This window comes from Butyricimonas paravirosa (assembly GCF_032878955.1).
Classification (GTDB): Bacteria; Bacteroidota; Bacteroidia; order Bacteroidales; family Marinifilaceae; genus Butyricimonas; species Butyricimonas paravirosa.
This window is the reverse complement of sequence record NZ_CP043839.1, coordinates 4,535,417-4,550,544: the sequence shown is the minus strand read 5'-3', so window position 1 is coordinate 4,550,544 and position 15,128 is coordinate 4,535,417. Positions and strand designations below refer to the sequence as shown.

Annotated in this window: 6 protein-coding genes, 2 tRNA genes and 3 rRNA genes; 1 reads left to right on the top strand and 10 read right to left on the bottom strand. The window is 45.7% G+C overall.

Features of this window, described 5'->3' with window-relative positions:
- The first annotated feature begins 98 nt into the window (after window positions 1–98).
- Window positions 99–1,445, top strand: a complete 1,347-nt coding sequence (locus F1644_RS18390; RefSeq protein WP_087421895.1) for a deoxyguanosinetriphosphate triphosphohydrolase — start codon at window positions 99–101, stop codon at window positions 1,443–1,445.
- Window positions 1,446–1,555: 110 nt separating this feature from the next.
- On the opposite strand, the gene rrf is transcribed toward F1644_RS18390, so the two are convergent.
- The 10 genes from rrf to F1644_RS18340 form a co-directional block, all read right to left on the bottom strand.
- Window positions 1,556–1,666: ribosomal RNA gene (gene rrf / locus F1644_RS18385) — 5S ribosomal RNA — on the bottom strand.
- Between the two features lie 142 nt (window positions 1,667–1,808).
- Window positions 1,809–4,694, bottom strand: a 23S ribosomal RNA gene (locus tag F1644_RS18380).
- Between the two features lie 139 nt (window positions 4,695–4,833).
- Window positions 4,834–4,907: transfer RNA gene (locus tag F1644_RS18375), tRNA-Ala, on the bottom strand.
- Window positions 4,908–5,021: 114 nt separating this feature from the next.
- Window positions 5,022–5,095, bottom strand: a tRNA-Ile gene (locus tag F1644_RS18370).
- Window positions 5,096–5,176: 81 nt separating this feature from the next.
- Window positions 5,177–6,701, bottom strand: a 16S ribosomal RNA gene (locus tag F1644_RS18365).
- Together the 16S, 23S and 5S rRNA genes with 2 tRNA genes alongside form the textbook arrangement of a ribosomal RNA operon.
- An 878-nt stretch (window positions 6,702–7,579) precedes the next feature.
- Window positions 7,580–8,098, bottom strand: coding sequence for a hypothetical protein (locus F1644_RS18360; RefSeq protein WP_118305798.1), 519 nt, complete (start codon window positions 8,096–8,098; stop codon window positions 7,580–7,582).
- A 10-nt stretch (window positions 8,099–8,108) separates the two neighbouring features.
- On the bottom strand, window positions 8,109–8,765 hold the full coding sequence (locus F1644_RS18355; protein WP_229782503.1) for a hypothetical protein: 657 nt from the start codon (window positions 8,763–8,765) through the stop codon (window positions 8,109–8,111).
- Window positions 8,766–8,767: 2 nt separating this feature from the next.
- Window positions 8,768–10,294, bottom strand: coding sequence for a RagB/SusD family nutrient uptake outer membrane protein (locus tag F1644_RS18350; protein WP_087421666.1), 1,527 nt, complete (start codon window positions 10,292–10,294; stop codon window positions 8,768–8,770).
- Between the two features lie 3 nt (window positions 10,295–10,297).
- Window positions 10,298–13,834, bottom strand: a complete 3,537-nt coding sequence (locus tag F1644_RS18345) for a SusC/RagA family TonB-linked outer membrane protein (RefSeq protein WP_229782502.1) — start codon at window positions 13,832–13,834, stop codon at window positions 10,298–10,300.
- A 102-nt stretch (window positions 13,835–13,936) separates the two neighbouring features.
- Entirely contained in the window at window positions 13,937–15,106 is a 1,170-nt protein-coding gene (locus tag F1644_RS18340) for a FecR family protein (protein ID WP_118305796.1), read from the bottom strand.
- Window positions 15,107–15,128 lie beyond the last annotated feature (22 nt).

Genomic DNA, 15,128 nt, shown 5'->3' with positions numbered 1-15,128 from the left:
TTCTTTTTATTACTACATTTGTATAACCGTTACAGGTCTCCAACTGACATACTTTACTTAAACCTGTAACCTATAAATTTGTAATCTGAACTACCATGATGGACTGGAATAAATTATTATCATCGAGACGTTATCAACCGGGAAGTACTATCACCATGTTTCGATCTCATGACCGATCACAATTTCAAAGAGACTACGATCGTTTAATCTTTTCCTCTCCATTTCGACGATTACAAAATAAAACACAAGTATTCCCGTTACCGGGCAATATCTTTGTACATAACCGTCTAACTCATAGCCTAGAAGTAGCTAGCGTGGGACGTTCGCTAGGAAACAAGATTGCACAATTTGTTAAAACCAAAGAGGCATTGGAACACCCGGAAATCCTCGAAGAAATCGGTACCATTGTTAGTACGGCCTGTTTAGCTCACGATTTGGGGAATCCTCCTTTCGGACATTCCGGAGAAGAGGCTATTTCTTATTTTTTCACGGAAGGAGAAGGACAATACTTGAAAAAACTCCTGACGGACGAGGAATGGGCTGACATCAGTCATTTCGAAGGTAACGCAAATGCTTTCCGGTTATTAACCCATAGCTTTAACGGACGCAGACCAGGTGGTTACACGATGACCTTTACCACTCTTGCATCCATTGTTAAATACCCATTTGAATCTAAAGCCTCCCTCAAAGGACATAAATACGGATTTTTCCAAAGTGAAAAAGAAATATACAAGGAAGTAGCCGAAGAACTTGGTATTATCCAACTCAACTCAAAACCTTTGCAATACGTCCGCCATCCACTCGTTTATCTGGTTGAAGCCGCTGACGATATTTGCTATCAGATCATGGATATTGAAGACTCTCACAAGCTAAAAATTCTATCCTATGATGAAACTACCCGGATACTTCTTAATTTCTACGACAAAGATACAGACAAGGAAGATTTAAAGACGATCTCCAGAACCTTCAAAATTGTCACGGACAAAAACGAATGTATCGCATTTCTACGTGCAGGTATTATTAATAAATTAATCAATGCCTGTGCAGACATCTTTTGCCAAAACTACGAGGCAATCATGAACGGAACCTTTCAAGGCAGCTTGATACATCACTTAACAGGCACCAATAAACAAGCCTATGAAACCTGTACCGAATTAGCCTATTCCCGGATTTATCACACGAATATCGTTACACAAATACAGATTGCAGGTTTCAAAATCCTTGCCACCATATTAAAAGAATATATTGATGCTGTTCTGAAACCAGAAACCTATTATGCCCGGAATATTCTATCCGTTATGCCAGAACAATACAAAGTTCATCAAGATGATTCCATTTACACGAAAATACAAACGGTAACGGATTACGTCTCAGGAATGACGGATTCTTACGCTTTAAATTTATACCGCAAAATAAAAGGTATCGAGTTACCAGAAATCAGATAAATTGCCTTCGGCAAGCTACAGGTTACAAGTTAGCAGGTTACAGGTTCTCCACGATCGGAAGCGAGAGAAAATAAAAAAGAGCGAGTTTTTGAACTCGCTCTCTCTTCTAAATTCAGCATCGACCTACTCTCCCACCTGTCGGCAGTACCATCGGCGCTAACGGGCTTAACTTCTCTGTTCGGGATGGGAAGAGGTGGATCACCGTCGCTATAGACACCTTTTAATGTTTTCCAGTCACTTCATCGAGCCCTCCGGCCGCTCGTGACAATATCTTTAAAGTTTCTTCATCTCATGCTTTCTATCGACCGTCAATCACCTTGATTGACAATCGCTTGGAACGTTAACTGAATCATCTCACCCACCGAACGTCAACTTTCGGGTGATTAGTACCACTCGGCTTTGCCGTCACCGGCTTTACACCTGTGGCCTATCAACGTCGTCGTCTACGACGACCCTGTAAGGAGATCTCATCTCGAGGCAGGCTTCGCGCTTAGATGCTTTCAGCGCTTATCCCGTCCGCGCGTGGCTACCCTGCCGTACGACTGGCGTCATAACAGGTTCACTAGCGGCGCGTCCAACCCGGTCCTCTCGTACTAGAGTCAGGACCTCTCGAATCTCCAGCGCCCACGACAGATAGGGACCGAACTGTCTCACGACGTTCTGAACCCAGCTCGCGTGCCACTTTAATCGGCGAACAGCCGAACCCTTGGGACCTTCTCCAGCCCCAGGATGTGACGAGCCGACATCGAGGTGCCAAACCGCCCCGTCGATATGAGCTCTTGGGGGCGATCAGCCTGTTATCCCCGGAGTACCTTTTATCCTTTGAGCGATGACCCTTCCACGCGGGATCACCGGATCACTATGCCCTGCTTTCGCACCCGATCGACTCGTTGGTCTCCCGGTCAAGCACCCTTGTGCCATTGCACTCTACGGTTGATTACCAACCAACCCGAGGGTACCTTTGGAAGCCTCCGTTACGCTTTTGGAGGCGACCACCCCAGTCAAACTACCCACCACGCGGTGTCCCCTATACTTAGGGTTAGATCCCAGACAAGAGAAGGGTCGTATTTCAACGATGGCTCCACGAATCCTGGCGAATCCGCTTCAAAGCCTCCGACCTATCCTACACGTCCCGTGCCCGGGAACAACGCGAAGCTGCAGTAAAGGTTCACGGGGTCTTTCCGTCCCGTCGCGGGTACCCGGCATCTTCACCGGAACTACAATTTCACCGAGCTCATGGTCGAGACAGTGCCCAGATCGTTACACCATTCGTGCAGGTCGGAACTTACCCGACAAGGAATTTCGCTACCTTAGGACCGTTATAGTTACGGCCGCCGTTTACCGGGGCTTCAATTCAAACCTTCTCCTCGCGGATGAGCTCTCCTCTTAACCTTCCGGCACCGGGCAGGTGTCAGGCCATATACGTCATCTTTCGATTTGGCATAGCCATGTGTTTTTGGTAAACAGTCGCCTGGGCCATTACTCTGCGGCTCTATCACTAGAGCGTCCTTTTTCCCGAAGTTACAGGACTATTTTGCCTAGTTCCTTGACCATGAATCACTCGAGCGCCTTGGTATGTTCTACCCGACCACGTGTGTCCGTTTACAGTACGGTTCCTCGTCACTTGAAGTTTAGCGGGTTTTCTAGGGGGTAAATTGCCTGGACGCTATCCCCTCGGCCGAGGCCTCGAGGTACTATCGACTTTCGCCTCCGGTGGCGTGCTTGACTACCACCGTCACAGGGTACGGCCTTCAACGCGCTATTCCGTCAGCGCGCGGTCCATTCATCACCCCGTCACCGCGTCACGGTGACGAGAAGCACGGGAATGTTAACCCGTTTCTCGTCGGCGTCCCCGTTCGGGTTAGCCTTAGAGGCCGGCTGACCCCCGGCTGATTGACATTGCCGGGGAATCCTTGGTCTTGCGGCGTGGGGGGTTCTCGCCCCCATTATCGTTACTTATGCCTACATTTGCTTTTCATGCCGCTCCAGTCACTCTCGCGGGTGACCTTCTAAGCTGGCAGGAATGCTCTCCTACCGGTCAGTCATTAACTAACCCCACGGCTTCGGTTGACAGTTTGATGCCCGTGTATTATCCACGCGGGATCGCTCGACTAGTGAGCTGTTACGCACTCTTTAAATGAATGGCTGCTTCCAAGCCAACATCCTAGCTGTCTCCGCGATCCCACCTCGTTTGATCAACTTAACTGTCCATCCGGGACCTTAGCCGGTGGTCCGGGTTCTTTCCCTCTCGTCCGCGGACCTTAGCACCCGCGGGCTCACTCCATGATTTCGTGTTCCAGCATTCGGAGTTTATCCGGATTTGATAGGCGGTGAAGCCCTCGCGTCCAACCAGTAGCTCTACCTCTGGAACAGAACATCACAGGCTGCACCGAAATGCATTTCGGAGAGTACGAGCTATTTCCCAGTTTGATTGGCCTTTCACCCCTACCCGCGAGTCATCCGAAAACTTTTCAACGTTTACCGGTTCGGTCCTCCATCACGTGTTACCGCGACTTCAACCTGCTCGTGGGTAGATCACAAGGTTTCGCGTCTAGCGCCACCAACTCGACGCCCTGTTAAGGCTCGCTTTCACTTCGGCTAACGGGCCTGAAGCCCTTAACCTCGCTGGTGACGACTAACTCGTAGGCTCATTATGCAAAAGGCACGCCGTCACCATATTTCATGGCTCCGACCGCTTGTAGGCGCGCGGGTTCAGGGTCTATTTCACCCCCCTGCTCGGGGTACTTTTCACCTTTCCCTCGCGGTACTGGTTCACTATCGGTCTCTCGGGAGTATTTAGCCTTGCCAGGCGGTCCTGGCGAATTCAGGCAGGATTTCTCGTGTCCCGCCCTACTCGGGATCCCGCTATCTTCGTGAGAGGTGTCGTGCACGGGGCTGTCACCCTCCACGGCTTACCTTTCCAGGTAATTGCACTTCGTCTCACGTCGAATGTCGCGGTCCCATGACCCCGCTGTCGCCGAAACGGCAGCGGTTTGGGCTCTTCCCCGTTCGCTCGCCACTACTGGGGGAATCACTGTTGTTTTCTTCTCCTGCGGGTAATGAGATGTTTCAGTTCCCCGCGTTCGCCTGCATTACTGCATGACCGTCATCTAGACGGCCGGGTTGCCCCATTCGGAAATCCACGGGTCAAGGGTTACTTGCACCTCGCCGTGGCCTATCGCGGCTTATCGCGTCCTTCATCGCCTCCGAGAGCCTAGGCATCCACCGCGCGCCCTTGGTTGTTCACGTTCGTTAGCGTCGTGTTCTTAAATAATTTTACCTTGTCCCGTGTATCGCTACAGGGACGGCTCTGTGTTATTCTACTACATTTTTACTTCGTGGATCAAATGATCCATTAACGTTCCAGCATGTCAAAGAACTTTATACGTGGAGAATAAGGGAGTCGAACCCTTGACCTCCTGAATGCAAATCAGGCGCTCTAGCCAACTGAGCTAATCCCCCGGGTAATCTGGAAACTTAAAACTAAAAACTAAAAGTTAAAAGTTTCAAGCATCGCGGAAGTTCGAGCCGGGTAAACTTTTAGTTTTTACCTTTTACCTTTTAACTTCTCGCTCGTAGTCCCTCGCGGAGTTGAACCGCGGACCTCTACATTATCAGTGTAGCGCTCTAACCAACTGAGCTAAGAGACTATGGTTAACCCGTCACGGGCAATCATCTAGCGTGAAAAAAAACGTGAAACGTGTAGCGAGCCACATGAGCTCCTGCTCCAGAAAGGAGGTGTTCCAGCCGCACCTTCCGGTACGGCTACCTTGTTACGACTTAGCCCCAGTTACCGGTATTACCCTAGCCCGTTCCTCGCGGTCACGATCTTCAGGTACTCCCGGCTTCCATGGCTTGACGGGCGGTGTGTACAAGGCCCGGGAACGTATTCACCGCGCCATGGCTGATGCGCGATTACTAGCGAATCCAACTTCGTGGAGTCGGGTTGCAGACTCCAGTCCGAACTACGACCGGCTTTAGAGATTCGCTCCGGGTCACCCCGTGGCTGCCCTCTGTACCGGCCATTGTAACACGTGTGTCGCCCCGGGTGTAAGGGCCGTGCTGATTTGACGTCATCCCCGCCTTCCTCGCACCTTACGGTGGCAGTCTCGACAGAGTGCCCGGCCTCAGCCGCTGGCAACTGGCGATAGGGGTTGCGCTCGTTATGGGACTTAACCCGACACCTCACGGCACGAGCTGACGACAACCATGCAGCACCTTGTGAAGAGTCCCGAGGGAAAGAACTGTTTCCAGCTCATGCACTCCACATTTAAACCCGGGTAAGGTTCCTCGCGTATCATCGAATTAAACCACATGTTCCTCCGCTTGTGCGGGCCCCCGTCAATTCCTTTGAGTTTCATCGTTGCCGACGTACTCCCCAGGTGGCTCACTTAATACTTTCGCTTGAACCCTGGCAGTGTATCGCCAAGATCCAGTGAGCATCGTTTACGGCGTGGACTACCAGGGTATCTAATCCTGTTCGCTACCCACGCTCTCGCGCATCAGCGTCAGATCGAGCCTGGGAAGCTGCCTTCGCTATCGGGGTTCCAAGTGATATCTAAGCATTTCACCGCTACTTCACTTGTTCCGCCTCCCTCGTCTCGTCTCGAGGTCGCCAGTTTCAACGGCGTGCTACAGTTTAGCTGCAGTCTTTTACCGCTGACTTGGCGTCCCGCCTACGCGCCCTTTAAACCCAATAAATCCGGATAACGCTCGCATCCCCCGTATTACCGCGGCTGCTGGCACGGAGTTAGCCGATGCTTATTCGTCAAGTACTGGCAAAACAGCACGCGTGCCGTCTATTCTTCCTTGACAAAAGAGGTTTACAGGCCATAGACCATTCTTCCCTCACGCGACTTGGCTGGTTCAGGCTCTCGCCCATTGACCAATATTCCTCACTGCTGCCTCCCGTAGGAGTCTGGACCGTGTCTCAGTTCCAGTGTGGGGGACCTTCCTCTCAGAACCCCTAGACATCGTCGGCTTGGTGGGCCGTTACCCCGCCAACTACCTAATGTCGCGCGTGCCCGTCCCGTACCACCGGAATTTTAAATCCAGAGCCATGCGGCTCTAGAGTCTTATGGGATGTTAGTCCACGTTTCCGCGGGTTATCTCCCGGTACGGGGTTGGTTGCACACGTGTTACTCACCCGTGCGCCGGTCGCCACCAGTGTATTGCTACACCGTGCTGCCCCTCGACTTGCATGTGTTAAGCCTGTCGCTAGCGTTCATCCTGAGCCAGGATCAAACTCTTCATGGTAAAGTTATTTACAGAAATTTTTATTCTGGCCGGGTCATGTGTTTCATGAATCTCGACTACCGTCGATTATCGATTCACGCTCGCTACGTTGTTTATTTTCACGTCAATATTGTTAAAGAACTCTTCTTGTCATTTTCATCGCCCTCGCTTTTTCAGGAGCGAAAGCGGATGCAAAGATAAGGCGTTTTTATCTTTCCTTCCAAATCTTTTTCGAAGTTTTTTCAAACTTTTTTTCGAGGGCCTCGTTTAAGGGACTTCCCGTCGTCAAAGATCGTCATCAACACCACCAGAACGCCGCCTCCACGTGAACTCTACTCCCTCTTTCATCCTCCCCCTGTCCCGTTTTAGCGGGTGCAAAGATAAGGTAAACATTTACCCTTTTCCAAACTTTTCAACCACTTTTTTTCAAACTTTTTTAATCGACACTGGAATCCAGACTTTTAGAACGAGAAGAGCCAGGCAAGAACCAACCCGGGAAGCGGGAGGAAACGGGGTAAGCCCCCTTCAATACCCGGACAGGCACGCTTCAAGGACACTCCCGAACGCCTTTGAAACGTCTTTGATTCGAATGTGATACGTCTTTGAACCCTACCTTCTCCCTCTCTTCAACGGGAAAACTACGGGAAATGGACCAGTACTCTACACTTAAGCTAAGGAAGGTCCGCAGATGGACTGAGGCAAGACCCCAACAATGATAATACTCGAACTCTCCAACTACACCCACCCGTGTTCATGTTATGTACATACTATGAAGATGCTATGTTCTTGTCCTAGCCCAACGGTTAACAAGCGACGAGGGGACACCAAACAAGAACGGGGCAAAAGAGGTGATTGTATCTTGTAATCACCTCTTTCACTAATATCACCACACGTACATTCTATTTCACGATAATCGTAAAACAGTCATTCACATCCTGAGTATATCCTTCATTCGTAAAAGTCAGAGATATCCGATAACGCCCAACAGGGACATCACTATATACTGGCATAGAAAAAGTTCCGTCACCGCTGACCTTCAACACTTCCCACATTTTTTCCGCATTACCCAATTCCGTGGTAATACTTTTTATACTGACAAAAATAGGTCGAGTACCTTCTACCCCTTCTATCGGCGTACTCGTCCAAGGCCATCCGTACTTATCACGTTTATATTCATCTCCTCCTATTGTCGGATAAATACCATTCTGCACGCAATATTCCGGAGTATATCCATAATTATTTACATACATCTCAAAAGTCGGATTCGGTTCGGGAGGTGTCAGATCCAGCACTTTTTTCACAACCATAGAATCCATAGTATAACCCGCATATTCTGTCTGTAAATAACCGGGAGTAACATCCTGGCAAGCACCCAGCAACATACACACTCCCATCATTAATATCAATATTACTCTCATAATCTTTCATTTAAATTTTTCCAAAATCATAACCATAATTCAAGGCATGAACTACTCCGTTTTTAGGTTGTATATTCGGTGTTGCTAAAGGAATCATTTTCCCGACGGTTACAGAATACAAGAACATTTCTATTGCTCCGGCCTCCGGAATCCCCTTATAAGTATCCCGTTCCAGATAAGCAATGACTTGATTCTCTCCTATGCAAGTAAAAGTTGTTCCTCCATCCTGTTCCTCCGCATATATTGCGTAGTCCATATTCCGAAAGTCGATATTCTCTTTCAAATATTTTCCCACGACAACATGTTTCAATATTAGTTCTCGACACAAATCAACAGGCATTTCCTCTATACTCTCATACCTCTCCTCCGAAACTCCATCATATTTACAATCCATCACATAACGATAAACAGCAAAAGAAGGTGGGGCAAAAAAAGTCATTGCCGGCACGGTATCCACTCTTCCTTCAAACAAATCCGTCAATCCCGCCCGTTCTATCATCTGTACCGTATACCCCCATTGCTCAGAATTTGAACGCAAGTACTCCATAATAGTACCGTCGTAATAAGGAGAAGCAACTCCTCCATCAATGACTTCTTGCTTAGTTGTGCATGCAAAACAAACGATACACATACTCAATCCTATCAATATTTTCTTCATATTCTTCATAACTATTGTCTTTTTAACCAATATAGATTCTGTCGCATCAAGGGATTTTCCTTAAAATCAATACTCTTATTCATCAAGAAAAAAGCCCCATCAATACAATCCTGTTGTGTCACCGTCTGATAACCTCCTTCCAAGAAAGAATGCACGTAATCCAATCCGTTCCGGATAATATCATAATAACGATACCCCTCTACCAGTAATTCTTTTTCACGTTCCCGGAACACCGTCATCTGTAAATCACCATTATCTTCCGAGGATTGATAGAGAGCCGCACCCGCCCGTTTCCGGATCGTGTTCAAATCTTCGATGGCTCCTTCGATTTTATCACCTCCTAAATGTACCCGACATTCCGCTCTCAACAAGTAGATATCAGCCAATCGCCACCAAATACGATTAGAATTGAAAGAAGCAAATTTCTTTTTAGTACCCGTGACCGTAATATTCACACTTCTCTCCTTATAAGGGTAAGCAAAACCACCTGTTATACTCTTATCCATGGCATCCATCCCGTCAAGATCATAGAAATAGGCATATTTTCTAGTATCCGCACCCGGATACATTTTCCGAACTGAAGTCGTGAATATACGTAATGTGAAATCTTGCACGACACCCGGGCCATATTCAGGACGCACGGGATAACCCACATAATCCGTACCCAGCGAATATACCCGTTTTCCTACCTCGTTATAATAATCTTTCATTACCGTTTCATAAACTCCTTCCTTGCTATTACCAACAAGTACCGAAGCACAAACCTCTTCCGGCGTAGCTACCAAGTCATATAAAGGAGATTCTATCACCTTGGTACAAGCTTTTTCAGCCATATCCCACAATTCTTTCTCATCATAATTCCGATCAACTTCAGCTGCAAAATACTTACCTCCGGCTTTCCAAGCACACAAATGAGCCAGTAAAGCATAGGCCGCCCCCTGACAAGGTGTTGATTTTGAAAGCATAGTATTCCCGTTACAATCCGTCAGTTTGTCAAAAGGAGGTAAAATCTCGGCAGCTTTTTCAGCCATCTCTATCGCAAAATCACACACCTTCGGCCAAGGAGTTTTAGCCACAGGTTCCCAGTTAATCCCCCCCTTCTGTAAAATACAGTCACCCCAACGACGTATCAAATCAAAATAAGCTAAAGCTTTAAAGAAGTAAGCCTGCCCTTTATAAAACTGTCTCCGTTCATTCGGCATCTCAACAACATCGACATGCGACAGCACGGTCTCTGCTCCCATAATCACCTGATACCAAGCTTCCCACAAATCAGCCGTCCCGGCTTCCAATTCCAACATCCGGGCACCCCTCCGTGATTCATCCGCCTCATCAGCATAAGCTCCTTTTTCCACTTGCAGCAAAGCATTCCAACATACCATATCCCGTACCCCCGCTCCAACACCGTATACTAATGCTTCAACATCCTTTTCTTTCGTGATATTTCCAAAAGTCAGGCTGTTTTCCGGTTCAACCCGTAACAGGTCCGTACATCCCACAAAGAACGACATACATAATAAAATTACTATCAATTTCATAACTTAAAATTTCAAGGTTAAACCTATTGTAAACTTTCTAGCAAGAGGATAATTTCTCCCGCTATCGATACCGGTTCTAATATCCACGATCTCCGGATCAATGCCTGAATAATTCGAGAAGGTTAGCAAATTTTCTCCACTAACAAAGAGACGTAACTGTTCAATCTTCCAATTCCGGATCAAGAAACGAGGCAAATCATACCCCAAAGTCACGGTTTTCAATTTTAACCAATTCACTTTTTCTACATAACGATCAATCACGCTCATTTCATTCGGAAAGAACTGCATCTGGCTATCGGCTTGTAATTTGGCATAATCCGAATTATCCCCCGGTTGTTCCCAGAAAGTGACATTCCGCACATCCATCAAAACAGGATGCTCCAAACCATTGTAATTAGGAATAATTGAACTTCCGGGAAGAGTATTGTACATATGACGTCCCAACTGGTAAGCCCATGAAAAATTCAAATCAAATCCTTTCCATTTCAACTCACTAACAATTCCACCACTAATTTGAGGTAAAGCACTACCTAAATATACCCGATCACTACTCCCAATAGAACCGTCACCGTTTACATCCACAAATTTCAAATCTCCGGGTTTGTAGTACTGGATACCTCCCATTGGAGAACTCATGCCAACATTATTGTATACAATAGGCACCTCATCTTGACTGTTAATATATCCCTCCGTCCGATAACCATAAATCCCATTCAAAGCTTTACCGATAATTCCCCTTGAGTTATCTTTACCATTATATGATTTCTCATAACGATTCCAGACTTTTGCACCATTAACCGACACTCGCCATGAAAATTCGGGCTTTCTAAATATATCATATTTAACCAACAATTCGATTCCCTCATTTGAGATGGCAGCTGCATTCTGCCACTGAGAACCGAAACCGTTATGCTCTCCCGGCAAAGAGACCGGGAACAGGAGCTTATCGGTATAACGGTAATAATAATCCAAGGTAATTCCCAAACGATAATCCAGTAAATCCAGATCCAAACCGAAATCATACTGGTCTGTCTCCTCCCAAGTCAAATCTTGATTATACGCTCCTAAAGACCACGAGGGTTCTAATGTACTATTCCCTTCAAAAGGAGCACCATTTTGCATAATTCCCAATGCGAGATAAGCCGATTCGAAATGTTTCCCGGAACGTCCCCAGCTAGCCCGGATTTTACCGAAATTCAACCATTCTAAATTTTCCCGAATAAAACTCTCCTCGGAAAAAGTCCATGCTGCAGCAACGGAAGGGAAAGTTCCCCATTTCTTATGTTCCCCGAAAGTCGAACTTCCATCCCGCCGGATACTGGCTGAGAACAGATATTTCTTTTTATAGTTGTACTCCAAACGAGCAAAATAAGAAATCAGGACCTGTTCCGTCATATCCGAAAGGTAGTGCTGCAAAGCTATTTTACGGCTAAGTGTAGGTGTCAGTTGTTCATCCCCTAAATCCGGGAATCCCGGACGCACGTAATAAATCTGATCACTAGGAGAATTCTCCCCGCTTCCTCCATTATACTCGGTCTGATCATACTGATAGGACAGACCGGCCACCGCACTTATATTATGATTCTCGTTAATTGTAGTTTTATAATTCAATAAATTTTCATTCAATACCATCAAACTTATCCCGGTTTCACCAACACTCATAGACCGGTTGGTAGACATCAGGTAAGAGGGTGTAAAACCATTACGACGATTTAATGAATAGTCTGCAGCCAAGGAAGTTGACAATTGTAAACCTTTGATAATCTCATAGCCTAACTTGAAATTGGTTCTCAAACGAATTGAACGGTTTTTTTCTTTTATATTTTTCATCTGGTCGACAATATAGTCCCAAACAGCCGAACCTTCCCCCGGATATAGAGAACTAAGATAATAAGGGTCCCCCGGTACAACGCCGATCATCGGTGAACTCTGGAAACTAGAACTGAACGACCCGTATCCCTGTTTCCGATTAGCCAAAGAAGCGTTCAAGCGCAAATCCACGGTCAGTTTATCTACTGGAATTATGTTCATACTGGAGTTCAAATCTATTCGATTAAAACCGCTCCCTTTTAATATACCAGATTCATCGTAATAGCCTAATCCCAAACTATAAGCGATTTTTTCCGAACCGCCATAGGACTGGATATTAGCATTCGTCACTTTCCCCTTATGGTAATACATCGGGAAAAAGTTCGTGGCATTATTATAGAAATCGTTCAAACTATCCTGGAAAAAAAGCCCATTTGAAGTAGAAGTAACCGGATGCATCAAAGCATCCATCGTTCCTCCGGGATGCAAATAATTCTCCTCCCAAGTTTCAGGGTATTTATAACGCAAAGTTTCCATATCCAAATAAGCTATCAACTCTTTTCTCAATGCCTTTAAACGAAAATCTCTTTCATAACGCCCCACCATGATCGTCGGCAATTCCGGCAACACGCTCCAACTCTGTGAAACATTTACCGATAAAGAACTTTTTTGGTTTTGACGTCCCTTTTTCGTTGTCACGATAATCACCCCGTTGGCAGCCCTAGAGCCGTATATGGCTGCAGAAGAAGCATCTTTCAAAACTTCAATGGATTCGATCATATCGGGATTAATGTCTGACAACAAATTCGTTCCCGTGATCGGAGAAGTAAACGAGTTCAATGGAACACCATCGACAACCCATAATGGATTAGAAAAACGTCTCTCCAACTCTATGTCCAAAGAGTTGTATCCCCGAATGGTTATCGCGGCTCCGCCACCTCCCGGGGCCCCGGAAATATTCGTAATATCCATCCCGGCAACCCTTCCTTGCAATAAAGTTGCAATATTCGGGGAGGGGATTCCTTCTAAATCTTCTCCCTTTACTGTGGATATTGCTCCTGTCATTTCACGACGGGTTGTCGTTCCGTAGGCTACCACAACCGCTTCATCCAACGCCTGAATATCTTCCTCCATAATAACCCGTAGGGTATCGGATTGAGCATTAAAAGTTACTATTTTCTTTTTAAAGCCCACGAAAGAAAATTCCAACGTCCCACTCGTTACAGGCAGATCCATGGCGAACCATCCCCTTGTATCCGTCGCTGTCCCCAAAGATACACCTGCAACCTTCACCGTCACTCCGGGAATGGGATCTCTCCGTGTATCATACACGAATCCTTTTACCCGCAATGATTTTTTTTCTTTCTCCTCTTTTTGCACCAACATCACCACGTCCTTATCAAACAAAAAGGTAAATGGGGTTTCAGCCAACGCATCACGTAAAACATCTTTAACTTTCTTCTTTTCCGCATGAATGTCCAACTTGTCCATTTTCTCTAGTTGGTTCGTGTTATAAATAAACCGTAACCCCGTCTGTTTATGAATTTCATCAAATAACTGATAAAAACTCACGTTTTTCAAGTTCAAGCTAATCACCTGATCTTGTGCTACACTATTTGCAAATGCGGTAAATTGCAAAAAAAACATAAAAATAACACACAACCTCATGATCATCCAATTTTTTTTATGTGACTCATCCAAGATGTGCCACATGATTCTCTTTTTTTTCATACATTTGTAATTGAACTAAAATTAATACTGGACAGGTTCAGGCTCAATTGAACCTATCTATTGTTTAATTGTAAGTGATGAAGAGGCTCATTTCTTCGTCACTTATTTTTTACTTATGACAACTGTTCGTCCATTCAGAGCAAACCGGGCATTTGAGGTTTTCTCCAAAAAGAAAAACAAATCCCTAATATCAGCATACCGTCTCATGTTACAATCAAACCGCAGATCCTTTAGACTTTCATCTTGAAAAAACACGGTTACATCATACCAACGAGCCATTTTTTCCATGATAGATTCTAACCGCTCGTTGACAAACACAATATTTTGATTTTTCCATGCGATATAAGGGTATATATCCACCTGATGTATTTCACTCTGCCCCGTCCGGGAATCCGAAACAGCTAACTCGTTGGGTGCCATCATTCGCTCCGGAGTACTTATATTCGCCTTAAACCCTATTGATCCGTTCACAAGAACAGTCTCAATATTTTGTAAATCGTAAGCATTCACGTTAAACTCAGTCCCATATACCTTCAACGAAAATTCCCCTGCACGTACGACAAAAGGCTTATCATTTTTTTTCGTAACACAGAAATAAGCATTTCCTTTCAATTTTACCTCTCTGAAATCTCCAGAAAAAAATACCGGATACTCTAATTCAGAGTCCGCATCCAACCACACTTTCGTACCTTCACTTAGTGTCACAAAATATTCTCCTCCTCGCGGAACGACAATTTTGTTATAAATCGGCTTTTCAACTCTCTGTGTAGATAAAGCATCATATTGTACTCCCATGACACTGTCGATCTTCAACACGGAACCGTCTTGCTCCTGAATCTTTTGTGTCGATTTTGTTAACTGAATTTGTTCACCCGTGGACAGAACTAACATTGCCTTTGATTGAATTGGCTTTATTTCCGAAACAACAAGTTTTTCAGAAACGACCTGTTTATCCTCTCGAATAAAAAAGAATAATGTCACAATCAATAACACTGCTATTGAAGCTGCCACTCCGTAATAAGGCGTCAGATTCCTTTTCTTTTTCAAAGAAGAGAATATTATCTTTTTTGCCTGTTCTTCCCGTATATGTACATCTTCTTGTACCCACCGGATTCGTAAATAATCCTTCATCAAAGATTCGTAAGCATTCCGATTCTCTTGACTCGCCTCCAACCATACACGCACATTTTCTTCTTCCCGCTCGTCTAATTCACCACTCAGAAAAGCAATTAACCAATCTTCTGTTTCGTGATCCAATTTCGTTTTTTCCATAGATTTGATCCTTTTTCATCTT